The 24,224-nt window shown below is 67.5% G+C and carries 20 protein-coding genes; 12 read left to right on the forward strand and 8 right to left on the reverse strand.

Features of this window, described 5'->3' with window-relative positions; all coding sequences use genetic code 11:
* Positions 1–433: 433 nt before the first annotated feature.
* Positions 434–919: a KGG domain-containing protein gene (locus tag KEG38_RS56425; protein WP_272423660.1), complete on the forward strand. Its 486-nt coding sequence runs from the start codon at positions 434–436 to the stop codon at positions 917–919.
* Positions 920–1,079: 160 nt separating this feature from the next.
* Positions 1,080–1,823: an MBL fold metallo-hydrolase gene (locus KEG38_RS31630; RefSeq protein WP_272423661.1), complete on the forward strand. Its 744-nt coding sequence runs from the start codon at positions 1,080–1,082 to the stop codon at positions 1,821–1,823.
* Here the strand turns inward: KEG38_RS31630 and KEG38_RS31635 are convergent, their stop codons facing one another.
* The 5 genes from KEG38_RS31635 to KEG38_RS31655 form a co-directional block, all read right to left on the reverse strand.
* The gene (locus KEG38_RS31635) at positions 1,824–4,289 is read right to left on the reverse strand and encodes a M1 family metallopeptidase (protein WP_272423662.1); all 2,466 of its coding nucleotides are present in this window, start codon (positions 4,287–4,289) and stop codon (positions 1,824–1,826) included.
* Between the two features lie 31 nt (positions 4,290–4,320).
* Positions 4,321–5,256, reverse strand: coding sequence for a fatty acid desaturase family protein (locus KEG38_RS31640; RefSeq protein WP_272423663.1), 936 nt, complete (start codon positions 5,254–5,256; stop codon positions 4,321–4,323).
* A gap of 158 nt (positions 5,257–5,414) precedes the next feature.
* Positions 5,415–5,705, reverse strand: coding sequence for a type II toxin-antitoxin system RelE/ParE family toxin (locus KEG38_RS31645; protein ID WP_272423664.1), 291 nt, complete (start codon positions 5,703–5,705; stop codon positions 5,415–5,417).
* Positions 5,702–5,932, reverse strand: coding sequence for an addiction module protein (locus KEG38_RS31650; RefSeq protein WP_272423665.1), 231 nt, complete (start codon positions 5,930–5,932; stop codon positions 5,702–5,704). Before KEG38_RS31650 ends, KEG38_RS31645 begins: the two co-directional genes overlap by 4 nt.
* Before the next feature lie 70 nt (positions 5,933–6,002).
* A complete protein-coding gene (locus KEG38_RS31655) occupies positions 6,003–7,337 on the reverse strand; it encodes a M18 family aminopeptidase (protein ID WP_272423666.1) in 1,335 nt (444 codons plus the stop codon).
* A 241-nt stretch (positions 7,338–7,578) separates the two neighbouring features.
* Between KEG38_RS31655 and KEG38_RS31660 the strand changes: the two genes are divergently transcribed.
* Positions 7,579–9,516, forward strand: a complete 1,938-nt coding sequence (locus KEG38_RS31660) for a neutral/alkaline non-lysosomal ceramidase N-terminal domain-containing protein (RefSeq protein WP_272423667.1) — start codon at positions 7,579–7,581, stop codon at positions 9,514–9,516.
* 176 nt (positions 9,517–9,692) lie between these two features.
* On the opposite strand, the gene KEG38_RS31665 is transcribed toward KEG38_RS31660, so the two are convergent.
* Complete coding sequence (locus tag KEG38_RS31665; RefSeq protein ID WP_272423668.1) at positions 9,693–11,240, reverse strand: flavin monoamine oxidase family protein; 1,548 nt, start codon at positions 11,238–11,240, stop codon at positions 9,693–9,695.
* A 168-nt stretch (positions 11,241–11,408) separates the two neighbouring features.
* Between KEG38_RS31665 and KEG38_RS31670 the strand changes: the two genes are divergently transcribed.
* A complete protein-coding gene (locus tag KEG38_RS31670; RefSeq protein ID WP_272423669.1) occupies positions 11,409–12,848 on the forward strand; it encodes a ferritin-like domain-containing protein in 1,440 nt (479 codons plus the stop codon).
* Between the two features lie 60 nt (positions 12,849–12,908).
* Here KEG38_RS31670 and KEG38_RS31675 read toward each other — a convergent pair whose 3' ends face one another.
* Positions 12,909–15,152 carry an Orn/Lys/Arg family decarboxylase gene (locus tag KEG38_RS31675; protein WP_272423670.1) on the reverse strand — a complete coding sequence of 748 codons (2,244 nt, stop codon included), beginning with the start codon at positions 15,150–15,152 and terminating at the stop codon, positions 12,909–12,911.
* Between the two features lie 146 nt (positions 15,153–15,298).
* Between KEG38_RS31675 and KEG38_RS31680 the strand changes: the two genes are divergently transcribed.
* The 7 genes from KEG38_RS31680 (at position 15,299) to KEG38_RS31710 (ending at position 22,315) form a co-directional block, all read left to right on the forward strand.
* Positions 15,299–15,544 carry a hypothetical protein gene (locus tag KEG38_RS31680; RefSeq protein ID WP_272423671.1) on the forward strand — a complete coding sequence of 82 codons (246 nt, stop codon included), beginning with the start codon at positions 15,299–15,301 and terminating at the stop codon, positions 15,542–15,544.
* 447 nt (positions 15,545–15,991) lie between these two features.
* Entirely contained in the window at positions 15,992–16,309 is a 318-nt protein-coding gene (locus tag KEG38_RS31685) for a hypothetical protein (protein WP_272423672.1), read from the forward strand.
* A gap of 604 nt (positions 16,310–16,913) precedes the next feature.
* Positions 16,914–17,231, forward strand: a complete 318-nt coding sequence (locus KEG38_RS31690; protein WP_272423673.1) for a hypothetical protein — start codon at positions 16,914–16,916, stop codon at positions 17,229–17,231.
* Positions 17,228–17,872 (forward strand): hypothetical protein, encoded by a 645-nt coding sequence (locus tag KEG38_RS31695; RefSeq protein WP_272423674.1) that lies wholly within the window; start codon positions 17,228–17,230, stop codon positions 17,870–17,872. Before KEG38_RS31690 ends, KEG38_RS31695 begins: the two co-directional genes overlap by 4 nt.
* Complete coding sequence (locus KEG38_RS31700) at positions 17,821–18,528, forward strand: hypothetical protein (protein WP_272423675.1); 708 nt, start codon at positions 17,821–17,823, stop codon at positions 18,526–18,528. Before KEG38_RS31695 ends, KEG38_RS31700 begins: the two co-directional genes overlap by 52 nt.
* Positions 18,529–18,934: 406 nt before the next feature.
* Complete coding sequence (locus KEG38_RS31705) at positions 18,935–21,031, forward strand: M13 family metallopeptidase (protein ID WP_272423676.1); 2,097 nt, start codon at positions 18,935–18,937, stop codon at positions 21,029–21,031.
* A 570-nt stretch (positions 21,032–21,601) separates the two neighbouring features.
* The gene (locus KEG38_RS31710; protein ID WP_272423677.1) at positions 21,602–22,315 is read left to right on the forward strand and encodes a hypothetical protein; all 714 of its coding nucleotides are present in this window, start codon (positions 21,602–21,604) and stop codon (positions 22,313–22,315) included.
* 18 nt (positions 22,316–22,333) lie between these two features.
* On the opposite strand, the gene KEG38_RS31715 is transcribed toward KEG38_RS31710, so the two are convergent.
* Positions 22,334–22,957 (reverse strand): Uma2 family endonuclease, encoded by a 624-nt coding sequence (locus KEG38_RS31715; protein WP_272423678.1) that lies wholly within the window; start codon positions 22,955–22,957, stop codon positions 22,334–22,336.
* Positions 22,958–23,042: 85 nt separating this feature from the next.
* Here KEG38_RS31715 and KEG38_RS31720 point away from each other — a divergent pair, with 85 nt between their 5' ends.
* Positions 23,043–24,173 carry a GNAT family N-acetyltransferase gene (locus KEG38_RS31720; RefSeq protein ID WP_272423679.1) on the forward strand — a complete coding sequence of 377 codons (1,131 nt, stop codon included), beginning with the start codon at positions 23,043–23,045 and terminating at the stop codon, positions 24,171–24,173.
* Positions 24,174–24,224: the final 51 nt, after the last annotated feature.

Here is a 24,224-nt window from a genome sequence, read left to right on the forward strand (position 1 = left end):
GGCGAGCGTATGCGCCGGAGGGGTGTGCACCTCCTTGCCCGCACGCCATCGTGCGCTCGCTCGGGTAAGGACGGGACAGACCTTTCCATGAGGCGCCGAGATCGCCCGCTCGCCCGGCGGAAGCAACCGGGCGAGCGAGCGGTTGAGCGTGTAGCAGCATCGAGAATGAGGCTCTGCCAAACCCGATGAAGTCGTCTGTCCGGCCCGATTGCATCATGCTCGAGCTCCGCCGTTCGTCGGAGCAAACCACGAGCGTGCGCTCGATCCGGGCCGGCGTGCACGAGATCGCTCGCTCCGCGACCATTTCTCATTGCAGCAGGCACACGCGCTACCGAGCGCAGCTTGACGTCATTTCGCGCGGCCCAACAGCAATCCGCGAAGCAACACGGCGCCCGGCTGGAGCATCGAGCGGGGCGTCACCAAGGAGGGGCAAATGATCGAGAAGGACCAGCACGAGACCGCGAGGAACAGCGGCGAGGCCGAGGACACGAAGCAGGCGGAGACGTCGCAGGATCGCGCTGAGCAATTGGCTTCGGCCGAGCACGAGGGGCCGCCTTCTTCGAGCGACCTCGGTCCGACGACCGAGCGCAAGCCTCCCTCGCAGCGCGGCTTCGCAGCCATGGAGCGCGACAAGCAGCGCGCCATCGCGAGCAAGGGCGGCAAGGCGGCGCACGAGAAGGGCACGGCGCACGAATTCACGCCCGACGAGGCGCGCCAGGCCGGCAAGAAAGGCGGCGAGGTCGTCAGCCAGAACCGCAAACACATGGCCGAGATCGGCCGCAAGGGCGGCGAGCGCGTGAGCCAGGACCGCGAGCACATGGCGCAGATCGGCCGCAAAGGCGGCGAGGCCGTGTCGAGCGATCGGGCCCACATGGCTCAGATTGGGCGCAAGGGTGGTGAGGCGCGCGGCACCCATTGATCGCAATCGCTCGCTGGGGGAGCGGCGTCCGTCGCTCCCCTCGCGCGGGGCCGTGGCAGACTGCTGGCTCGGCTCGCCGTGATGGGGCACCATCGGGGCGCGCCATGGCCATGTCTCCGCGGAACACCCAGGGAACGACGCCGCACGGCGGGAGGCCTTCGTGAGCTCGCTCGTCGTGCGCGTCGTCGGCGTGGGGGATGCGTTCACCACGCGTTATTTCAATGCCTGTTTCCTCGTCGAGGCAGGATCCACCCGGATCCTCGTCGACGCGCCTCCCGCGCTCGGACGGGCGCTCGGGGATCTCGGCGCGCGCGGCGGACCGCCGATCGGGCTCGACGACGTCGATCGCGTGATCATCACGCACCTGCACGGCGATCACGTGGGGGGGCTCGAGCAGCTCCTCTTTTATCGGCGGTTCGTGACGGGGAAACGCGCCCAGCTGCACGCGGCCCCCGAGGTGCTCGCGGGGCTCTGGGAAACGCGCCTCAAGGGCGGGATGGATACGCTCATGGCGCCTGACGGGACGCGCTCGTCGCTCACACTGGACGATTACGCGGACGTGGTGCCGCTCGGCGCCGGGACGAACCACATCGGCGATCTCGACCTCGAATGGAGGCCGACGATTCACCACATCCCCACATCGGCGCTGCGGTTTTCCGCGGGCGGGGCACGGTTCGGCTACAGCGCCGACACGGCGTTTGATCCCACGCTGATCGACTGGCTCGCCGAGGCCGATCTTTTCTTCCACGAGACGAACCTCGGCGTCCATACGCCGCTCGCTTCGCTCGTGGGGCTGCCCGAGGACGTGAAGCGCCGCATGCGGCTCATTCATTACCCCGATTTTCACGACCCGGAGCACTCGCCCATCGCCTGCACGCGCGAGGGCGAGCGCTTCGAGATCTGATCAGAGGCACGTTTCCGGCTTGCTCAGGATCGCCCGCGCCGGCTCCGAAAGGGGCGCGTTCGCGAGGCCTCCGAGGAAGGCCTTCGTCGCCGCGGGATCGTCCGCGAGCAGCCGCACCCCGATGCAGATCGCCCGCGCGTGCGCCGGTCGCGTCACTTCGTCGTGGAGAATGTCGCCGAGTTCGTCCACGAACGCGCCGAGGCCCGCGCCCGTGTTGAAGACCGCCCACGAGGCGCCATTCATCGCCGAGGGCAAGGTCTCCGAGGTCCGCGTCGCGCGGAGCAGGTCGAGGTAAAACGTGACCCACGCCTCCGAGGTCACGTCGCGCGCGCGCCGCGCCAGGTGATCCAGGGCGATGCGCCGCGCCCGGAGCGAGGGCGCTTTCGAGGCGACCACGCCGAACGTGGCGAGCTCGCGATCGTCGGGGAGCTGAAAGGCGCCGAGGTACTGAAGCCGCGAGAGGGGCACGTCCTCGGCCACGAGGCCGGCTTCGAGCTTGGGCCATTCCACGCTGAAGAGCGCGTCCGGCGGCACGACGTCACCACAAGCGCCGAGGCCCGCGCCGATCCACCCGAGCCCGAACGACGGCGGGCCGGGTTCGAGCAGCGGCGCGAGGGCCGCCGCCCAGGCCTCTTGCTCGGCCGCGTCCGCGGAGCTCGACGCGAGCCCACAAGCGAGCTGCAAGGCGAGCGCCTTCGCCCCGTCCGCGTCGAGCTCGCCGAGAAGCCCGGTGATCTCGGCCGGCGTGATCATCGCCGCGCTCGACGTGCCGGCCACCCGGAGCGCATTCATCTGCGCCGCCCCGCCGAGCCCTGCGAGCACGGTTTTTCCGTTCGCCGTGAGCGGCACGCGCGCCGCGAGCCATGCCGCCGTGTGCGCCTCGTCCCCCGCGACCTCGAACTCCGGGTGCACGTCGCCCGGATCCACGACGAGCAGGACCTCGGTCCCCGCGGCCGGAATCACGGCCCGCGCGCCGCCGAGCAGCGACACCTCCTCGGCCGACCCATCCGCGCCGTACCAGCGCACCACGAGCGGCGCGACGACCGCCCCGTCGGGATCGTCGAGCACGAGGGCAAACGCGGCGTTTGGCTCGGCGTGCAACTCGATCCGCGGCATGGCCGTCGCGTCGAGCGCGCGCCGCACCCGCGCCGTCGCCTCCGGCCCGAGGGCCTCTGCGAACGCGTTGATGAATGCATCGGTCCCGATCGTGCCGAACCTGTGCGCGTCGAGGATCTTCCGCAGCGTCTCGAAATACGCGGCCTCCCCCACCACGCTCCGGATCTGCGTGTGCAGCCAGGCCGCGCGATCGTACGGGCCGGACGTGTATTTGTCGGCCGGCGCGAGGGCCTTGTTGCGGATGGGCACCCCGTCCTCCGCGAAGAATTGATCCCCGTGCAGCGTCCCCTCCCCGCTCGCGTCCGTGAAGGCGCGCCCGGCCTCGTATTCGAGCTGGTTTGCCATGCCTTCCTTGATCCAGATGTCGTCCCAGGTCTCGAGGGTGACGAGGTCGCCGAACCATTGATGGGCGAGCTCGTGCGCGGCGAGGTAAAAATCGCCGTAGAGCGCAGGCTCCGTGCTGCTCGTCTCGCGCTGGAACGAGATACCCGCGTTTTCCATGCCGCCCCCGGGGAACGAAGGCAAAAGAACGAGGGCATATCGCTCGAAGGGATAAGGCCCGATCAGCGGCTCGAAACGATCGATCATGCCGGCGAGGGCCTTCGCCATTTGAGCGTGGCTGCCCGGGAGCTCGCGGCGATGCCAGACCTCGACGGGCAATCCGGTCTCCGTATGCGATTTGGCCACCTCGAACTGGCTCACGGCGAACGCCATTTGATAGGTCGGCAGCGTCCAGCCGGACTCGTATTGCACGCGGTGCGAGCCCGGCCCCTCCTCGGCGTCGAGCACGAGCCGCCCATTGGCGATGAGTTGCTCCTGGGCCGGGATCTTCAGGGAGACGGAGAACGTCGCGCGATCGCTCGGATCGTCGGTGCAAGGCATCCACCACGACGTGCCGAGTGGCTCGGAGTCCGTGAAGAGGGCGCGGGAGATGACGGGATCGCCGCGCCGCGTGGCAATGGCATAGAGGTTGTCGCTCGTGCCGGCCTCGTAATCGATCTCGATCTCGATGGTTTGTCCCTTCGTCGCCTTGGGCGCGTCTTCCAGCGAGATCGCGAGCACGCCGCGCGGGACGTCGACCTCGTAGTCGGGATCCTCCACGCCGGTGATGCGCACGGCTTTCACGGTGACGTGGCTGTCGAGCGCGATCGCGGGCGTATCCTCGGTGAGCGTGAGCGTCACGGACACGGTCGCGGCGAGCTTGCGCGTGGTCCAATCGAACGCGCCTTCGAGCGCGTATCGTTCGACGTCGTAGCCGCGCGTGGCGTCCTCGAGCGGGGAGCTACCGCAGCCGGTGGTCAGGAATGGGAGGGAGAGGGCCGAAAGGAAAGCGAGGCGAAGAGGGCGCATGTCATCATGCTACCCAGGCGGGCTCGGAACGCTACATGGCGATCGCGCCCAGGTCGTGCCGGACCTCGCGGGGCGGCGGAATCCACTCCTCGTCGGGGCCCTCGGCGGGGATCTCGACGGGCTTTCCATCGTACATGCGGCGCTTGGCGGGCCAGACGAAGGTGCGGAAGAGATACACGAGCATCGAAGGCTGATCGAGCTCCGGATGGATGAACGGCGCGACGCGCTTCGCGTGCTCCGCGGGCAGGAGGCTCCAGTGCAGGCCCGGCTCCATGTGGTGGATCGTGTGGTAGCCGTTGTTGTAGGCCAGGAAATTGACGAACTTGCCGAGGAAGTTCCGCGAATGGTTGTATTCGCTGTTCTGATCGCAGCCGTCGTGCTGGAGGTAATTGATCGTGATGATGCCCCAGGCCGCATACTGGTGGGGCAGGAGCACGTACAGCAGGAATTTCTTCCAATCGAGCACGAGGAGGACCCCCATCGTGCCGAGGAAGACCGTCGCCTCGAGGATCATCTGCCGGAACCAGGGCGGGTTCTGGCGGTACATCGCCTTGAAGTACCGCATGTCGGCGAAGAAGACGTCCTTGCCCACGGTCGGCATGAAGAGCAGGCCGTTCAGGAGGTTCGAGCGATAACGCACCTTCGTCGTGCGCATCACGTCACGCCGCGTCTGCGTGTGCTTGTGATGGCTCAGGTTGTGGCCAGGAACGAAGGCGCTGACGGGGTGGCCGTAGGTCAAGGTGAGCACGACCTGAAAGGCCCGGTTCGCCCAGCGCTGCTTGAACACGGGGCAATGCACGGTGTTGTGCGTCGCCACGGCGCCAAGGAACGAGAACACGCACGTCACGGCGACGAGCGGAATCGCGATCCAGAGCGCGCTCGGCGCAGTCACCCACTGCACGGCCACGAGCGCGAAGTAGATCGCCACGAAGCACAACGTCCGAATGTCGGCTCGGTAACGAAGCATGGAAAGTCACCCGCCGGGAAGCTCAGCCCACGTGTGTCGAAAGTTCGACACTCTCTAGCGCATTTTCGACCGTCCAGGGCGTTGAAAATGCGGGCTGGCCCTCACCGGGCCACGAGGCTCCGGGAAGTCCGGGTCCTGCGGGGGGTGGGTGCGCCCCCTCAGCGGCTCTTCCAGGTGTCCGGGTGACGGTGCAGGTGCATCACCGCGATGATCTCGATCCGGTCCCGGACCTCGCGGTAAAGGATTCCGTAGGGGAACCGTCGCGTCTGAGAGCGTCGCACGCGCTCGGAGAGCTTGGGCCAGGCCGTAGGCATCTCGCAGATGCGCCGGAGGGCCGCCTCGACCTCGTCGAGGAACTCCTCGCCCAGGCCCTCGGCTCGACCCTCGTAGAACGCCACGGCCCCCCGCAGCTCCTTGCGGGCCGCGGGGTGGAAGAAAAACCGCTTCACCGAGGACGCGCGCGAAGCTCGCGAAGCACGTCGGCCCCGTCGAGGAGTTCCACCTCGCCGGCGTCAATCTGACGGCAACGCTCCTCCGCTACCTTCGCCCACATCTGCTCGAGCGCTTCGCTCTCCGACTGGCTCAGGCTCTCCAGGATGCAACGAACCAGCACGGTCCGGGAAGGGACCGGCAAGGAGAGGATCTCGTCGGCGAGCCGTTGCAGTTCGGGCGGCATGCGGGTGCTCCTTGGGAGGAACTCTAGCAGGAAGGTCCGAGCAGCGCGAGATGGGTTCGTCGCGGGAGGGTCACCCCCGCAAAAACCGCCGGTACGTCTCGACGGCCCAGTGCACGTCGAGGGTCCCGCACATCTCGCGGCACGAATGCATGCTGAGCATCGGGGCGCCGACGTCGACCGTGGGGATGCCGAGCGCCGCGGCCGTGATGGGACCGATCGTGCTGCCGCAGGGCAAGTCCGTGCGGATCACGAACTTCTGCGCCGGATAGCCGACGTCGCGGCAGATCTCCTCGAACACCGCCGCGGTGCCGCCGTCCGTCGCGTAGGACTGATTGACGTTCGATTTGATGACGAGGCCCTTGTTCAGCATGGGCTGGTGCTGCGGCTCGTGCTGGTCGGCGTAATTCGGGTGGAGCGCGTGCGACATGTCCGCGCTGACCAGGAACGAGCGCGCGAGCGCCCGCTGCAAGCCTTGCGGCTCGCGGTGCGGATAGGCCTCGAGGATCCGCGCGATCGTGTCCTTGAGGACCGTGCCTGCGGCGCCCGCGGCGCTGCGGCTGCCGCATTCCTCGTGGTCGTAGAGCACGATCATGCGGGTCGAGGGGGCGCGACCGGACTCGGCGGCGAGCGCGGCCGTCGACGCGTGACAGCTCGCCAGGTTGTCGAGGCGCGCGGCCAGGACGAACTCCTGCGCGAGGCCGGCGATCGTGGCCTTGGCCGTGTCGTAGAGGCAGAGATCGTAGCCCAGGATGGCGTCGGGCCGCTCGTCGAGCTCGCGGGCCACGAGGGTGCGCACGTCGGGCGCGGCGCCGAGGCCGACGACCGGGACCAGGTGCTTCTGCTCGTTCAGGACGAGCCCTTCCTTGTTGACCGAGCGATTGAGGTGGATCGCGAGGTTCGGCACGCGGGCCACGGCGCGGCCGAGGTCGATGAGGCGCGCTGCGGGCCGCTCGCCTTTGCGCTGGCAGAAGACGCGGCCCGCGATGGAGAGGTCGCGATCGAGCCAGGTCGAGAGGAGCACGCCGCCGTAGACCTCGACGCCGAGCTCCTGGTAGCCGGAGCGCGCGAGGTCGGCGTTTGGTTTGACGCGGAGGTTCGGCGAGTCGGTGTGGGCGCCGAGGAGGCGGAAGCCCGCGAGCGCGGGGTGCTCGTCGCCGACAACGAAGGCGACGATCGTACCGGCGCGAAGGAAATAGCGGCGATCGCCGGGCTGGAGCTGCCAGGCATCGTGCTCGGAGAGCGCGGAGAACCCATGCGCGGAGAGCCGGCGCGCGGCCTCTTCGGCGGCGTGGTAGGGGCTCGGGGAATGATCGAGGAAGGCGCAGAGATCACGGGCGGCGGCGAGGCCCTGGGCGCGGAGGTCGCCCTCGCTGGCTTGCTGAAGGAGGGTGTCGGTCGTGGTCATGGGCGGGGGCGATGGTAGCAGGCGAAAGCGGAGGTGAAAGCGAAAGCAGGCGCAGGCGCGGGCCTGCAGGACGGTGCGGGCGCGGGCCTGCACCCGGGGCGCGGGCGCGCGGCGCGGCCAGGGAATCCCGCGGGAAAACGTCCTTGCCGCGCACTGGTACGGCCCGTGCAATGGGCGGTGCGCGAAGCGCGAGGCCCCGGCGTGGGGGCTGCGCGTCGAAAACGTGAGGAGAGTCGAGATCATGCTCGAGGTGGGTTTCGCGCGCGCGGACATCACGACCTGGGAGCCCGGGACTTGTGCGCTCGGCTGGGGCCAGGAGACGAATTTCATCGAGGGAATCGGCACGCGCCTTTACGTGCGCGCCATGGTGGTGCGTGGCCCCGCGGGCACGCTGGCCTACGCTTGCGCCGATCTCTGCTTCGTCAGCACGGCCGTATGGAATGCGGTGATCGAGCGGCTCGCCGCGATGCCTTCGCGGGGGCTCGGTCCGCACGACGTCGTGCTCACGGCGACGCATACCCACAGCGGGCCGGGCGGTTTTTCCCATCACGTCACGTACAATGGGTCGAGCCTCGGGTTTTGCCCGACCGTGTTCGAGACGATCGTCCGAGGGTTCGTCGAAGCCATTCTCGGCGCCGACGACGCGCGCCGGCCCGCGACGTTGCGCGTCGGCGAGGCGCATGTGCCGTACGACGAGCCCGTCGCGTTCAATCGGTCGATCGAGGCGTACAACCGGAACCGCGACGTGGGGCGGGTCGACGGCGCGCGAACGGAGCTCGGGACGCGTCGATTGTCGGTGACGCTGCGGGCCGACGATACCGAGGGGCGAACGCTCGGCATCTTGAACTGGTTCGGCGTGCACGGGACGAGCGTGCACGCGGACGCGCGCATCCTGCACGGCGACAACAAGGGGCTCGCGGCGCTCCGGTTCGAGGCGCAGGCGCGGCGGGATCGGGCGTTCGCGCCGGGATTCGTGGCGATCTTCGCGCAGGAAGCGGCCGGCGACGTGAGCCCGAACGGCCACGTCGACGAGGAGCGCGGCGTGCTTCGCGGGACGAGCGAGGATGACCTCGAGAGCGCGGCGCAGAATGCGGTCATTCAAGTGCGATATGCGCGACAGGCCTTCGAGGCGGCGCGGGGCGAGGCGGCGCTCGAAGGGCCGATCGGCGGGCATGTGCGGCGGATCGATTTCGCGGACGCGGCGGTCTCGCCGGAGCATGCGGACGGATTCGTCGGGCAGAGGACACGAAAAGCGGTGCTCGGGCTCGGGGCGACGGCCGGGACCGCGGAGGGTCCGGGCCCGGCGCGACCGGTCGAAAGCATTCTCCGAGCGTTCACGCGGGCGCGGGCGGAGTTCGGACGCATGCTCGGGCGGGAGGTCGATCCCAAGCTCCCATTCCTGGAAGTCGGCCGAGGCGTGGAGGGCCAGTTCCTCGGGCTCGTGCCCACGCGGGCAGGTTTCCCGCTGGTCGCGCCGCGCGTGCCGACGGTGGCCTTCGTGGAGGCCGCGGATCGCGCGGGCGAAATGGGATCACTTCCGTGGGTGCCCGAGGTCTTGCCCCTGCAGATCGCGCGGATCGGCTCGCTCGTGCTCGTGGCCCTGCCCTGCGAGCCGACGACGGTGGCCGGCGAGCGAATCCGCCGTACCGTGGCCGAAGCGCTTGCATTCGCAGGAGTCTCGCGCATCGTCATCGCGCCGTATGCGAATGGATACGCCGGCTACGTGACGACGCGGGAAGAGTACGAGGCGCAGCATTACGAGGGCGCAAGCACGCTCTTCGGCCCATGGACACTCGCAGCCTATCAAACCGCCCTCGCGGATCTCGCCACGGCGGGTCTCCGCGAGGGGCTCGCAAAGGTGGAGGGGCCAGAGCTCGCCCTCGCAAGCCAGGAGACACTCGTCCGGCAGAGAATCGCGGGCCGCGAAGGCGTGAGCGCGCGGTCCCGCGGCGTAGCGCCGGGGTTTCACCCCGGACCCGTCTGGTTAACGATGGGGCTACGCTCGGCAAGCCGAGCTACGCCCCAAACCCCGGGGCTGTCCGCCCCTGGACCTGGACCAGCGCAAGCGCTGGACCCGGGGTCGATGAACTGCGCATCGCGCAGTTCATCGAACAGGCCGAGTCAAGACCGGCGAGCGACCCTGCCAACCGAAAGAGCGGCGCTGGCGTCGACAGCGTGAACCCGACCTCCATGGTCTTGCCACCGGCCTGTGGGAAGAACTGCGCATCGCGCAGTTCTTCCCCCTGAGGTCCAGGGCTTGCCCTGGTTCGGGTCGAGGGGCGAACAGCCCCCGCGGGGCCCGGGGCAGCGCCCCGGCGCAACGGCCTCCAGATGAGACCAACTCCGAACGCTGGCTCAGAGCCCAAAACGGCGTAAAAATCGGTGACCGGACAGCAGCAGGTCGCCGCCTTCGTCGAGCACGGCTGCGCGTTTTTCGTGGGGCTCGGGGCCGGGCGGGAGCGCGGGGAGATCGCCGGGCATGCCGGCCCTGCGCCAGGCGATCTGGGCCGCGACGTGCGCCGCGCTCGCGAGCGCGCCCTCGACGTAGCCGGGGAACGACGTGCTGTATTCGGCCGCGGCGAAGAAGAGGCGTCGATGCGGGAATTCGGGCTTGCCGAAGGCCTCGCCGACCTGCGAGAGGACACCCGGCGCGAAGGATGTATTTGGGCCGCCTCCGACGTACGGATGGTCTCGCCAATCGTAGACCTCGAGCCGAATCGGATCTTTTGCGCGGGGATCGCCGGTGAGCTCGACGAGGGCCTCGGCGACGGCGGCGCGGCGCGCGTCGGGGGAAGGGCCGGCGCGATCGAGCAGGCGATCCGAGACGAAGACCGAGAGCGAAGGCGACCCGCCTGGCTGCGTCGTGTCGAGCCCCCATTCGATGCCCTCGGCGCCTGGGCCGGCGGTCATGCCCATCAGCGGCGCGGCGGGATCGTCGCGCCAGAAGGCGTGGCGGTAGACGGCAATGGCCTTCGACGCGTGCCCGGTCTTCTGCGCGTGGAGCCGTTTTCGTGTCGGCGAAAGCTCGGGCTCGTAGCGAATGCGGCCCGCGATGGCCGGCGTGACGGCCACGATCGCGCACTCGGCCGACACGGTGTTCCCATCGGCGAGGGCAAGCTCGACGTGATCGGGATGGCTGTGGTCGATGGCGACGACGGGCGTTTCGAGCCGGATCTCGGCCTGGATCTCCTTCGAATGATGTTCGAGCAGGCCTCCCAGGCCGCAGAGCACCGAGAACTCCTGCGGGCCGCCCGTGAAATCGTTGGCCGTGAGGAGAAACCCGCCGTTCGCTCGGTTGTACCAGAGCCAATACAAGAGAGAAATGTCCTTCGCGTGCACGGAGAGGATGTCGAGGACACCGAGCCCCCACATCTCGCGAATCCAGGCGGGCCCATCCTGGGCGTCGATGAAGCTCTGCGCCGATTGCGCGTCGAGCTCCGCGGCCCCCGGCGTATTCCACGGCGCGCGCACGTCGATGACGTCTTCCAGGGCGTGATACCGCGCGAGTGAGCCGAACATCGCCAGCATGTCGGAGGGCGGGATCTTGCGGGAAAGCCCCTGGATCTCGAGGAAGCTCGTGCTCTTCGTGGTGATGCGCCACGAACCCTCGACGAACGTGCGAAAGCCGGGGTCGAGGCCATAAAGCGGCGGATGCTCGTAGACGAGCCCGGGCGCGATGCGCCGCGCGAGGGCGTGGATGCGGCGCTGCTTGATGCCGAAGTAATGCGCGCCGAAGTCGAGGGCGCGCCCCGGGGCGATCTCGATGGATCGGGCGCGGCCGCCGAGGCGATCGGAGGCTTCGAGGAGGAGGATACGCGCGCCGGGATCGGTCAGCGCAATACGGTAGGCCGCGTGGACGCCGGTCCATCCGCCGCCGACGATGGCGATGTCGTAGTCGGGCATGGGGCGCGCGAAGGTCGCACGAAGGAAGCGGCTTCGTGAAGGGGGAAGCAGGAAGCAGACTGGAAATCACAGAAAGAAAACCACGAACGAGCATGCCCGCGGCATGCGTGTTGCCATGGAGTCGGTCGAGCCGTTCGCCGTGTGTACGCGCGGGCTCGGGAGATCCTCATGGCCCATCGATTCCTGCGTGAATGCAACCCGGATCCCGGTGAATCCGTGGAGTCATGGCTCGGGCGCATCTTCGAGCGCGCCCAGCGCGCCGCCCTCCTGACCGGGCTCCTCGCCCAGGGCTGCACGACCGAGCCGACGCAGGCGCTCGCGGAGCCTCGGGATACGGACGCCGTCGATGAGACGGAAAGCGCGCAGGTGGTTAGCGGGGTGCCTTGCGCGCCCGGCGCAGAGCTGCCCATCTCGGCACGCGGCCTCTCGCCCGCACGGCGCTTCGATTACCTCGCCATCCGCACGAGCCACGGCATCCAGGCCTCGGAGGAGGGCCCGGAGCGCTGGACGCTCTCCACCTTCGACGTCGTCAGCGAGGTGGGCACCGCCTGCGCGACGGCCACGACCCGCGAATGCCACCAGAAGATCCGCATGCACCCGGAGCCCTTCCGGCCGACGAGCTGCTTGCAGCTCTGCAACGAGACGTCGGTCGTGACCACGGCAGGCAACGAGGTGCGACGCTGGGTCGGTGTCCCGGAGATCCTTTCGCTCCTCGGCCCGATCGACACGCCCGACGAGGCGCTGCTGCTCGTGGAGTCGATGGGATACGACCTCACGTGCGACAATGCCGAGCGCACCACCGTGCGCGCGACGCAGGACGGCTTCCTCGTGACGGCCACGAAGATCACGAGGGACTGCGCGCCGATCATCACCACACGATTCACGTTCCGTATCTGGCGAAGCGGCGAGACCCAGACGGTCCGCACCGAGGAAATCAGTCGGGAATCGGCGTGCATCGGGCGGGTCCCGGCCGGGCTCACGAGCGCGCCCGCGGACGAGGGGCGGTCTCCGCTCGGGGATTTCCTCGCGCGCGCCGCGCACCTGGAGGCGGCGAGCGTGATCGCCTTCGAGCGGCTCGCGACGGAGCTCTCCGCCCTCGGCGCGCCGGTGTCGCTCGTGCAAGAGGCGCGGAGAGCGGCCAACGACGAGGTCCGGCACGCGGAGGTGGTCTCGGCCCTCGGGCGGGCGCGCGGCGGCACGCCGGTGCCGCCGTGCGTGGAGGAGCTGCCGCTCCGCGCGCTCTTTGCGCTCGCCCTGGAGAATGCGGTGGAGGGCTGCGTGCGCGAGACGTTCGGGGCGCTCGTGGGGGCCCATCAGGCGCGGCGCGCGGCGGACGCCGAGCTCGCGGCGGCAATGCGGGACATCGCGGCCGACGAGGCGCGGCACGCGGCCCTGTCGTGGAAGGTCCACGTCTGGGCAATGGAACAGCTCGGGCCGGAGGAGCGGGCGCACATCCAGCGGGCGCAGGCCGACGCGTTTTCGCGCCTCGCGGCGTCGACGACGCGCGCCCCGGCGCCCGAGGTGGCGCGCGCGGCAGGTTTGCCGGCGCCTGCCGAGGCGGCATGTCTGCTCGATGTGCTCCGGCAGGGCATCCTGGCGGAGGCGTAGGCGGGGGGTTTTCCTTCAGCCCCGCCCCACCACCCGGATGCGACGATCGAATCGAGGCTGCTACTCTTTGACGCAATCGATCGTGTATCGTCTTTTCGAGCCGCTGCCCTCGATACGCACCCCATGGATCTCGCTCTCGAACCCAGGGAACTGCAGGTCGAACTCGCGGGTGAACCGTAGGTAGTCGATGATGGAGCGGCTCTCGGGCATGAGGCGCTCTCCCGGCATGATCACGGGGATGCCCGGGGGCGTGGGAGCCACCATGCTCGCCGCGACGCGACCGATCGCCTCCTCGATGTCGACGCGCTCCACCTGGCCGTGCACCATGGCCTGGTAGGCGTCGGCGGGGCGCATCGCCGGCTCGGGGAGGGTGAGATACATCTTCTGGATGGCTTGCAAGAGGTTGTTGGCCTGGTAGCTCTCGTGGATCTCCGTGCAGAGATCGCGGAGCCCCAGCTTGCGCCCGGCATAACGTGACGCGACGCTCCGGAGCGAGACCTCCAGCGGCGCATTGGCGTCGTAGAGGCGCTTGAACTGGATGAGCTCGGTGAGCAGCGTGCTCCACTTTCCCTTGGTGATCCCGATGGAAAAGAGCACCAGCAAGGAGTAAATTCCGGTCTTCTCCACAGTCAGCCCGCGTTCCCACAGGTACTTGGAGACCACGGCCGCCGGAATCCCCACCTCTCCCTTCCCGGCGTCGAGACCGGGACAGATCAGGGTGACCTTGATCGGGTCGAGGATGGCCTGCCCGGGTCGGAGATTGGCAAACCCGTGCCAGCGGTCGTCCGGGCGTAGCTGCCAGTCCTCCGCCCTGAGCCGATCCATGCTGAGCGGGACCTGATCCGGCTGCCAGGTCGAGAACCACCAGTCGCGGGAATTGAATTCGTTGCGCATGTCCCGCAGCAGCCGCCGGAACGTGAGGGCCTCCTCGATGGTCTCCTGCAGCAGGGCGTGCCCGCCGCGCCCGGCCATCATGCGCGATGCCACATCGATGGAAGCCAAGATGGGGTAGTTGGGCGAGGTGGAGGTATGCATCAGGAAGGCATCGTTGAAACGATGCAGGTCGAGCGACTGCTTCTGACTGTTCTTCACATGGACCATCGCAGCCTGGGAGAAGGCGGCGAGGAGCTTGTGGGTGGACTGGGTCGCGAACACGATCGGATGCTCGGCCCGGGGGGAGCCTTTGGCCATGCCGTAATGACCGTCATAGAACTTGTGGAACGCGGCATAGGCGTACCATGCCTCGTCGAAGTGCAGCGCGTCCACCGCACCTCCGACGCGCTCCTTGATGGCATCTGCGTTGTAGCAGATGCCGTCGTAGGTGGAGTTCGTCACCACGGCCAGCCGGGCCTTCTTTCCGTGATTGCGGGCCAGGGGGTTTGCGGCGATCTTCTCCGCGATCGCGCTCGGCGAGAACTGATCCAGTCCGATCGGTCCGATGATGCCGTGCTTGTTGCGTGACGGTACGAAATAGACGGGGATCGCCCCGGTCATGACGATGCTGTGCAGGATCGACTTGTGGCAGTTGCGATCCACCAGGACGATATCGTCACGGCCGACCATCCCGTGCCACACGATCTTGTTCGCGGTGGAGTTCCCGTTGATGACGAAGAGGGTGTGGTCCGCCCCGAAGTTGCGCGCGGCCTCCGCCTCGGCATCCGCGATCGGACCCGTGTGATCGAGGAGCGATCCCAGCTCCGGCACCGAGATCGACAGATCCGTGCGGAACGCGTTTTCACCGTAGAACTGATGGAACGCTCGACCCACCGGGCTCTTGATGAAGGCCACGCCGCCCGCGTGCCCTGGCGTGTGCCAGGAGTACGCGGACTGCTCGGCGTGCCGGACCATTGCCTTGAAGAAAGGAGGCAGCAGATTGTCGAGGTACTCCTGCGCGGTGCGGGCGATCTGTCGCGCGATGAACTCCGCGGTGTCCTCGAAGAGGTAGATGACGCCCTTGGCCCGGGTCAGAAAATCCAGGTGCACCGCCTCGACGGTCCTCCGTTCGCCGATGTAGAAGATCGGGATGTCGTCGCTCTTTCTGTGCGCGGCGTCGAGGAACGCCTTCATTTGTGGTTCGAGATCGGGCGTCTCCTCGGAGCCTTCCGCGGAGAGCAAGATGCACGAGAAGGCGTTGAAGCCTCCGGCTACCGTCGCGGCGTCGGCGAAGGTCGCCAGGTTCAATACCCTGAAGCCGAGGCGTTCCAGCTCTTGGGCCAGTCTGCGCATGAATACGCCTGCGGCTCGCTCCGAGTGGAAGTCGGCATCGACGAGCAAGATGGGAAAGTCCAACGTGGTGTTGATCATGGGATCGTTTCTCCTTATTTCTTCGTCTGCGCCACGTGGGGATAGAAGCTCAGGCCGTGGCGCGGCTGCCCCCACACTCTCGTTTCCTGGCTTCCCCCTGCTAGCGGTGAAGCCGGGCGCGCACCCCCTCGCCCCGAGCATCACCCATGGAAACAGAAGAAGAGTGTGTCATCGGCGGACGCATCATAGCCGAAGCGCACGGGCGCTTGCCAGAGCCGTCGCCGAGGGTAGAGCCGGATCTTGCGCTGCCACGTGTTTTTGGCGTTTTTCGATCAGCTTTTGCGTTTCTCGATCACCCGGAAGGTGGCGAGCGCCTTCTATTCCTGTCGAAATCGTCCGGGCTTGCGTATGAGCATGCGAGCGGTGGATTCGGCGGATGCCCGGAACTCTGAAGGCTACACCGAGCCGACGTGTTCCGAGTATGACGACGTTTGCAATGAAGGGTGCAGGAGGCGGGACTCGGGGCCTGATTGTCATGGGTGTTGCGTAAAAGGGAAGGCCGAATGTGATATGAGCGGCGACTACCAGGGGCACCTGAAGACATGTTTGGTTGCCAAATCGGCGTCGTCGAAATAGTGGTGTGAGCATCGGGAGGCGACCGCTCGGCGAGAGCCGCCGCCGTTGCGGGTCGTCGAGCTGCCGGAGGACCCCGAGACGGACAAGGGGGCTGACCCGCGACCCGATCCCCCTGGTCCCGATCATCACGGTGGGCTCTGGGTTCCGTCGGATCGACGGGCGCATGCTCCGCGCACTCCCCGGACGAACCGCCTGCTTGCCCTCGCGGCCCATCGGGGTTCGTCTTGACCGGCCACAGCGAGGAGAGGTAATCTCGTTCCCCTATGCACAGCCCTCCCGATTGGGGTTATGAGTTCAACCCCGCGATCCTCCTCGGCCTCGTCGAACGCTCCATTCTCGCGCAAGTGAACGGCCGTGAATTCCGGCTCGTGATGCTCACGGACGAGCGCGGCGTGCGGCCCCTCGTCCTCATGCAGACCAAAGACGGCGCCTGCGTCTGGGCCCTTCCGGCGGTCGTGCCCGAGGGCGCTTTTGCGGTCCCCATCTCGGCCAAGGCGGTCGAGGCGCTTCGCGCGGGAGCCACGTCCGAGCTCGCGCTCCGCGTGGATGACCGCGGCCTTGCATTTGCCGACCTTCCGTGACGGGCCCGCACGTCGCCGTCTACGCCTAGCTTAGCTGTACGGAGGATTGGGCAATGCGACGATACGCGTTGCTTGCAGTTGCAGTGATAGCTTTGCTGGGGCTTTTCGTTGTAGGCGTCATCGGGGTGCAGCCGATAGGCCACAGATGGAACTCCGAAGGCTACACCGAGCCGACGTGTTCCGAGTATGATGACGTTTGCAATGAAGGGTGCAGGAGGCGGGATTCGCGGCCTGATTGTTATCAGTGTTGCGTAAAAGCGAAGGCCGAATGTGACATGAGCGGCGACTACCAGGGGCACCTGAAGACATGTTTGGTTGCAAAATCGGCGTCGTCGAAATAGTGGCGTGAGCATCGGAAGGCTACCGCTCGGCGAGAGCCGCCGCCGCTGCGGGTCGTCGAGCTGCCGGAGGATCCCGAGACGGACAAGGGGGCCGACCCGCGACCCGATCCCCCTGGTCCCGATCATCACGGTGGGCTCAGGGTTCCGTCGGATCGACGGGCGCATGCTCCGCGCACTCCCCGGACGAACCGCCTGCTTGCCCTCGCGGCCCATCGGGGTTCGTCTTGACCGGCCACAGCGAGGAGGTGTACCCTCTCGCCTCTATGAATAGCCCGCCGAACTGGGGTTTTGAATTCAACCCCGCGATTCTCCTCGGCCTCGTCGAACGCGTGATCGTTGCGCAACTGAAGGGCCGCGAGTTGCAACTCGTGATGCTCATGGACGAGCGTGGTGCGCGGCCCCTCGTCCTGATGCAAGCCAAGGATGGCTCCTGTGTGTGGGCCCTCCCGTCTGTCGTGCCCGAGGGCGCTCTTGCCGTGCCGATCTCGGCGAAGGCCGTCGAGGCCCTTCGCGCGGGTGCCGCGACCGGCCTCGCCCTCCGGGTGGATGATCGCGGCGTCGCCTACGCCGACCTTCTGTGACCGGTCCGCACGTCGCCGTCTATGTCGTGCGCCTCCTCGCGCTACTGGCGGCGCTTTCGCGGGCCCGAGGTGATCGCGAGTTTCGGCCGCTGGTCTGGCTCGCGGCCTTGGGCACCGTAGGGAGCGCGGTCGTCGACATTGCGCACGTCGTACAGGGTGACGCTCCGATGCCCTACCAGGGCGGAGCGCCTCTCTGGGCCTGGCGAGTCGAGCACGCGGCTTGGCTCGCCTGGTTCGTCTCCGTTCCCGCCTGCGCAGATGCCCTTCGCGGCGTCTCTCGCCACCGCATCCATGTCGGCGTATGGCTCGCGCTCGTTGCCCTCGTCTGCGGCGGGTATCCCCTGATTCGTGGAGAACGGCTCCGGCTCCTTTATTCTGTCATTCAGGTCGCCATTGCGCTCTACGTGGGGCTGTCCGTGTACCTCGCCAAGCGCGGCGGGGTCGAGCGGACACCGGCGCGGGTGATCGGTTTTGCTTTTCTGGCGGGTGAGATCACCTTGCCCGCCGTGGTGTACGCCCAGATCGGCCCGTGGAACTACACGGAGGCCGTCCGGTTCGTGCAATTCTGTTTCATGCTGGTGGGGTGTTTATGGGTGCGTCGTTATCGCTCATTGTCGGATTTGCCGTCACGGTCCTCGTAACCGGAGCTGCCTTCCTGCTCCTCGCGCGCGACAAGATGCGCGCGGATCACCAATGGTACATCGAGGCGCACGGCGCGTCGCCGGGGCTCTTCACGTTGTTCATGGTCGTCCTGTTCGGTCGCTCCGCCCCCGCCGCCGCGGAGCCCCGGGACGAAGTCGCCGTCGCCGCGATTGCAGCTCCAGAAGAGAGCCGCGAGGAGCCTGCTTCGGAAGACGATGCGCCCGCCTCGTCGGAGGACTATCAAGACAGGCGGAACCCGCTCGAAATCGGCGGCGATTCCATCAGCATGGGCGCCCTCTTCCTGATCAAGGCCGCGGCGCAGCATGAAGCGCAGGAGGTCATGGCCGAGGTCTACAAGGACGAGCCCTATGACGTCCGCGAGCGACACGCCATCGCCCTGTCGACGGCCGGGCGCATTTCGTTACGTGCGGCCTTCCTTCTGCGGATCTTCGGCGAACGCTGCGAGAAGGTCGCCGGCGCATTCCAGGCGAAGGGGGCGTCGCCGAGCCATGAGCAGGACGCGTGGTGGCCGGATGTGGATGCGCTCGTCGAGCTTTCGGAGCGCGAGCATCGGAAGGCCACCGCTCCGCGAGAGCAAGCGCCGCTGCGGGTTGTCGAGCTACCCGACGAACCGGAGAATGATGGGGGCGCGTGACGGGGGCGGTGTAGGTGTCCATCGCGGCGTCCTCCTGCGTGCGGGTCGAGCGACGCCGCCCCCGCCCACACACCAGCGCCGACACCCGGCTCTCGGGGTCGTCTGCCCAGGGCCGGGTCGCGTCCTCTTTGACGGCGTGCACAGCCCGCCGCCGGTGACGGGCGCGTAAACGACGTCAATAAACTTCGGCGGGGCGCGCCGTCGGCTCGCGTGCGCCTCCCCGGCGCTTCCGCCCCCCCGAGCGCTTGTCGCTGGCGGCCCGCCGGCCGGCCCGCGTGCCGCGCGCCCCCCGATCCGTCACGACGGCCTACGGCGAAGACGTACAAGATTTCGGCCGAGAGGCAGCATCGACGGCGAGAACAAAATTATGGTTACAGCTCTGGTTTTTGCCCTACAATCTACAAACATGATAGGGTTGAGATATTTCGTACTGACCGTTCTCGCGGCAGCGACGGCCGCCTGTGACGCCAGCCGCCCCGCGGTGGCCACCCCCGCGTCGCCCCGCCCGAGCCCCACCCCGGTGACGGCGCCAGCCCCCCCTGAAAAGCACGTCACGCTCGGCGACGTCGGCCTCGACCCGACCGCGCTCGATCGCACCGCCGACCCTTGCCAAGACTTCTATCAATACGCCTGCGGCGGCTGGCTTGCCAAGAACGAGATACCCGCCGACCGCACCCGCGTGGGTCGCAATATCGAGATCGTCGAACGAAACCAGAACGCACTCAGAAGCATTCTCGAAAGCGCTTCGTCGCAGTCGACCGGCGACCCGGCGCTCCAGGCCGTCGGCACCTTCTACGGCACGTGCGTCGACGAAGCGGCGCTCGAGGCCGCCGGCACCAAGGGCATCGACCCCCTTGTAAAGAAAGTGCGCGCGGTGCGTGACCTGCCTTCGCTCGTCGCCGCCGTCGCCGAGCTGCACCGACACGGTATCTTTTCGATCTTCGTCATCGGCAGCGAGCAAGACGCGAAGGACGCGACGCGCGTCATCGCCCGCCTCGACCAAGGCGGCCTCGGGTTGCCCGACCGCGACGACTACCTGAACGACGACGCGCGGTCGAAAGAGATTCGAACGCACTATCTCGACCACGTCGGTCGCATGATGCAGCTTGCCGGCAAGAAGCCCGCCGATGCAAAGAAGGCCGCCGACGACGTGATGGCAATCGAGACCGCGCTCGCCCGCGCCTCGAAGACGCGCGTCGAGCGGCGCGACCCGTCCGGCATGTACAACAAGGTCGACCGCGCAGGGCTCGCGCGCCTCGCGCCCACCTGGGGCTGGAGCGCCTACTTCAAGGGCCTGGGCTTCGAAGGCCTGCACGACTTCAACGTCACCGCCCCGGGCTTTCTGCAGGGCCTCGAGCACCTGCTCGCGTCGACCAAGCCGGCGGCGTGGCAGGCCTACCTCGAGTGGCATGTTCTGAACGCCACCGCCGACGCGCTACCAAAGAGGTTCGACGACGAATCGTTCACCATGTGGCGGTTTTTGAGCGGCCAGCAGAAGCAGCGAGACCGCTGGAGGCGCTGCGTGACCGCCACCGACGCCGCGCTCGGCGAGTCGCTCGGCCGGTTCTTCGTCGCCCGCCACTTCGCCGGCGAGAGCCGCGATGTCGTCCGGCAGATGATCGCCGCCATCAGCGAGGCCTTCGACGAGCGCTTCGGCGAGCTCGACTGGATGGACGAAAAAACCAAAGAGCACGCCCGCGAAAAGCGCCAGCAGATGGCCTACCTCATCGGCTACCCGAACACGTGGCGCGTCTATGATTTCTCTCTCGACAAGAAGGTGCACGCGGCCAACGTGCTCGCCGGCAAGGCCTTCGAGGTGAAGCGCCAACTTACCAAGGTGGGCAAGCCCGTCGACCGCGAGGACTGGCAAATGAGCCCGCCCACGGTGAACGCCTACTACGACCCGCAGCTCAACCAAATGGCCTTCCCGGCAGGCATTTTGCAGCCGCCCTTTTTCTCGGCCCGCTCTGGCCTGGCCGTCAACATGGGCGCGACCGGCGAGACCATCGGCCACGAACTCATCCACGGCTTCGACGACGAGGGCTCGCGGTACGACGGCAAGGGCAACCTCGCGTCGTGGTGGGAGCCTGAAACGCGCAGGCGCTTCGAGGCCAGGGCGCAATGCGTCGTCGACCAGTATTCGGCCTACGAGCCCCTGCCCGGCGTGAAGATCAACGGCAAGCTGACCCTCGGCGAGAACATCGCCGACATCGGTGGCCTCAAGCTCGCCTTTCGCGCGTATCGCGCCCTGCGAAAGAGCGCAGAAGAGCGCATTCGGGCCGACGGGTTCGACGAAGACCAACAGTTTTTTCTGTCGTTCGGCCAGTCTCAGTGCACGAAGTGGCGTGAAGAGCGGGCGCGCACGCTCTTGCAGACCGACCCGCATTCGCTGGCAAAATTTCGGGTAAACGGGTCTGTCACGAACATGCCCGAGTTCGCCCGCGCCTTCTCATGCGCCGAGGGCAAGGCCCTGAACCCCAAGCAGCGCTGCGACGTCTGGTGAGCCGCACTCGAGCGTGAGCGGGCGCGTTGTGATCGATGGCCGCGATCGCCACCGTGTGGAGAGACTGTGCCGGTACCTGACCCGGCCGCCGACACAGGAACGGCTCGTCGAGATCGCCGGCAGGAAACTGCATCATGACAAGCGACCGATGGCGTGCTCGCAGCTCGAGTCAGCCGTCGCGCGGAGAGCCGTTCACTGACCATGCCCTCGGCCTATCCGCTTGCCCAAGCCCATGGTCCCGACCATCCGCTCGGGCTACCCGCGACCCGATCCCCATGGTCCCGATCATCGCCTCGGCCTACCGCCTACCCCAAGCCCATGCTCCCGACCATCACCTCGGCCTACCCGCTTGCCCGAGCCCATGGTCCCGACCATCGCCTCGGCCTGGCCCCTCCCCCATCCCCATGGTCGAGTTCATCGCCTCGGCCTACCCGTTCCCCCGAGCCCATGGTCCTGACCATCACCGCGGGCTACCCGTTCCCCCGAACCGGGGAAAGCCGCTTTCGTTGCTCTGAGCGACAAGCCCAAGCAAGTTGATCCCGCCGAACCCTTCGTGGCACCCTCCCGCCGATGCGAAATCTCACTGCGAATGATCTTTTTCTTGGGATCCAGGATATGCTCACCGAGCGCAAGGCCGACCTCGAGCTCTCCGTGATCGGTAAGCTCTACACGCCCCAGCTCTCTGCGCGCTTGGTGCTCCTCGAAGCCTTGCCCGAGCGGCAGGCCACGCGAGCCAATTCCGGCGCCCTCGCGGAGACCGACAGCCGCCACGACGCCTTCGGCGACGGGATCTGGTGCTACACGGAAGCCGTGCTCGTCACGCCCGACGTCTCCCCCGCGGCTCGCAATGCCGCGCAACGCGTGCGCGACGCGTTCGTCCCGAACCGCGGCAGGCTCATGGACTCGTACGCGGAAGAGGCCGCCCAGGCGAAGAAGAATCGACCCAAGCTCGACGAGCTCAAGGCCGACCTGCAGAGCCTCCCCGCGCCCGACGGAAAGACGCTCTACGACTGGGCCCTCGGCTTCGTCGACGCCGGCGAGACGCTCGACAAGCTGCTCAGCGACCGCTCCTCCACCGAGGCCAACGCCGCGAGCAAGCCCGCCACCGAGCTGCGCACGACCACGATCGGCCTTCTCCGCCGATTCCGAGACGCCCTGCGCGACGAGGTCGCGACGAACCCTTTATTGCCGCGGGATCTCGAAAGCCGCGTCTTCGCCTACGTGGACGAGCTCTCGGCGCGGCGCGCCAAGAAGAAGAAGGACGAGGCGGCCCCGACGGGTTGAGGGCCTCCTTTCGAGACGTCAGGGCTCGCCCGCCGGCGGCCCTTCCTCTTCCGCATAGCCAAGCAATTCGTCGATGTCGAGCTCGACCTCATCGAAGGGTTCGGCGCGGATACGCTCGCCGCGCGTGGCTTCCGCCGCGACGAGATAGCCGCCTTCGGCCCAGCGATAGACCGTGAGCTCGCCACGCATGGGATCGAGGATCCAGTAATGCGGGACCTGGAAGCGATGGTACGTGCGGCGCTTCTTGACGGTGTCGTTCGTGGTGTTGTTCGGTGAGAGGATCTCGCAGACCCAATCGGGGCGCAGTGTCATGGGCCAGGTGTCGGGCAGCTGGGGCAGCCGCTCGCGACGCCACCCGGAGACATCGGGGCGGTAAAGCTGCCGCGCCTCGAAGAGAATTTCGGTTTCCGTGAGGATCCACCAGCCGCCAGGTCCCCCACGGCCCGAGGGGCGGTGGTAGGACGGACCGACGCTCATGACCACGCTCGTGTGCCCGGAGCCATGGCGTGGGCTCGGCGCCGCTTTCTCGACGAGCTCGCCGTCGATGATCTCGTGACGCCGCTCCTCCTCGGGGATCACCAGCAGATCCTCCAGCGTCGCAGGCTTGGCAGGCGGCTTGATCCTTCGCGCAGGGTCACCCATACCGGCCATCTTGCCCGGGGCAGCAGCCGTACGCAACGACCATGCCCCTTGCCAACCGCCCCACGCCCGCCGAGGATACCGCGGAGTGTTCGAGCTCCGCGTCCACGACACGATCCGCAGCATCCCTGAGGAGGCCTGGAACGACCTCGGGGGCGTCTCCGAGGCTCCTTTCCTGCGCTGGGCGTTCTTCGACGTCCTCGAGCGGACGGGCTGCGTCGAGCCCAAGTCGGGCTGGCTCCCGCACTACCTCACCTTGCACGAGGGCGAACGCTTGATCGCGGCTGCGCCTGCGTTCCTCAAGGGCAACAGCGAGGGCGAGTTCGTCTTCGACCACGCTTGGGCCAGCGCTGCGCACCGCGCTGGCATCGAGTACTTCCCCAAGCTCGTCGTGGCTGTCCCGTTCACGCCCGCGACGGCCCCGCGCATCCTCTTGGCGGAGGGCGCTCGGTCCTCGAAGATCGCGGCTGCCATGGCCGAGGGCCTCCGGCAGCTCGTTGCGCGGCTCGAGATTTCGAGCGCGCATGTCCTCTTTCCGACCGCGGATCAGGCGGCCGAGCTCGCCAGCTCCGGCCTCGCCGAACGGTACGGGCTGCAATTCCACTGGAAGAACGCCGGGTATGCGACCTACGACGATTTCCTCGCGCGGTTTTCGTCGAAACGTCGCAATCAGTGGAAGCGCGAGCGGCGTGAGATGGCGGCGCAGGGGATCGAGATCGTCACCTTGCGAGGGCGCGAGATCACGCCCGATCTCGTCGACGCGATGTATGGGTATTACACGGCCACCGTCGACAAGTTTTACTGGGGGCGACGGTATTTGAACCGCGCGTTTTTCGAGGAGATCGTGCCGCGGCTCGGGGACGGGGTGGAGGTCGTGCTCGCCCGGGACGGGAAACGCCCCATCGCCGGGGCTTTTAATTTCGCCGGGAAGGACGCGCTTTATGGGAGGTACTGGGGCGCCTCCGAGGAGCGGCCTTTCCTCCATTTCAACGTTTGCTTCTATCACTCGATCGAGCAGTGCATTCTGCGGAAGATCGGGCGCTTCGAGCCTGGCGCGGGGGGAGAACACAAGATGACCCGGGGCTTCGAACCCACGATCACCCGGAGCCTCCATCACGTGGCCGATCCCAGGCTCGACGCGGCGATCCGGGATTATCTCGCCCGGGAGCGGGCGGCGCTCGCGCGCGAGGCGGCGAATCCTGAGGTCGCGTTCCGCTGAGGTAGCCCCGAGAGACGGAAGCGGTTGGGCCCGTCTCCATGCTATGAGGCG

Origin of the sequence: Polyangium jinanense (assembly GCF_028435265.1) — a bacterium.
GTDB classification, from domain to species: Bacteria; Myxococcota_A; Polyangia; order Polyangiales; family Polyangiaceae; genus Polyangium; species Polyangium jinanense.

Excerpts from the sequence above, each read along its gene's own strand:
- KEG38_RS56425 (WP_272423660.1), top strand. The coding sequence starts at position 434 with ATGATCGAGAAGGACCAGCACGAGACCGCGAGGAACAGCGGCGAGGCC.
- KEG38_RS31635 (WP_272423662.1), bottom strand. The coding sequence starts at position 4,289 with ATGCGCCCTCTTCGCCTCGCTTTCCTTTCGGCCCTCTCCCTCCCATTC.
- KEG38_RS31640 (WP_272423663.1), bottom strand. The coding sequence starts at position 5,256 with ATGCTTCGTTACCGAGCCGACATTCGGACGTTGTGCTTCGTGGCGATC.
- KEG38_RS31650 (WP_272423665.1), bottom strand. The coding sequence starts at position 5,932 with ATGCCGCCCGAACTGCAACGGCTCGCCGACGAGATCCTCTCCTTGCCG.
- KEG38_RS31655 (WP_272423666.1), bottom strand. The coding sequence starts at position 7,337 with ATGACCACGACCGACACCCTCCTTCAGCAAGCCAGCGAGGGCGACCTC.
- KEG38_RS31660 (WP_272423667.1), top strand. The coding sequence starts at position 7,579 with ATGCTCGAGGTGGGTTTCGCGCGCGCGGACATCACGACCTGGGAGCCC.
- KEG38_RS31665 (WP_272423668.1), bottom strand. The coding sequence starts at position 11,240 with ATGCCCGACTACGACATCGCCATCGTCGGCGGCGGATGGACCGGCGTC.
- KEG38_RS31670 (WP_272423669.1), top strand. The coding sequence starts at position 11,409 with ATGGCCCATCGATTCCTGCGTGAATGCAACCCGGATCCCGGTGAATCC.
- KEG38_RS31675 (WP_272423670.1), bottom strand. The coding sequence starts at position 15,152 with ATGATCAACACCACGTTGGACTTTCCCATCTTGCTCGTCGATGCCGAC.
- KEG38_RS31680 (WP_272423671.1), top strand. The coding sequence starts at position 15,299 with ATGGAAACAGAAGAAGAGTGTGTCATCGGCGGACGCATCATAGCCGAA.
- KEG38_RS31685 (WP_272423672.1), top strand. The coding sequence starts at position 15,992 with ATGCACAGCCCTCCCGATTGGGGTTATGAGTTCAACCCCGCGATCCTC.
- KEG38_RS31690 (WP_272423673.1), top strand. The coding sequence starts at position 16,914 with ATGAATAGCCCGCCGAACTGGGGTTTTGAATTCAACCCCGCGATTCTC.
- KEG38_RS31700 (WP_272423675.1), top strand. The coding sequence starts at position 17,821 with ATGGGTGCGTCGTTATCGCTCATTGTCGGATTTGCCGTCACGGTCCTC.
- KEG38_RS31705 (WP_272423676.1), top strand. The coding sequence starts at position 18,935 with ATGATAGGGTTGAGATATTTCGTACTGACCGTTCTCGCGGCAGCGACG.
- KEG38_RS31710 (WP_272423677.1), top strand. The coding sequence starts at position 21,602 with ATGCGAAATCTCACTGCGAATGATCTTTTTCTTGGGATCCAGGATATG.
- KEG38_RS31715 (WP_272423678.1), bottom strand. The coding sequence starts at position 22,957 with ATGGGTGACCCTGCGCGAAGGATCAAGCCGCCTGCCAAGCCTGCGACG.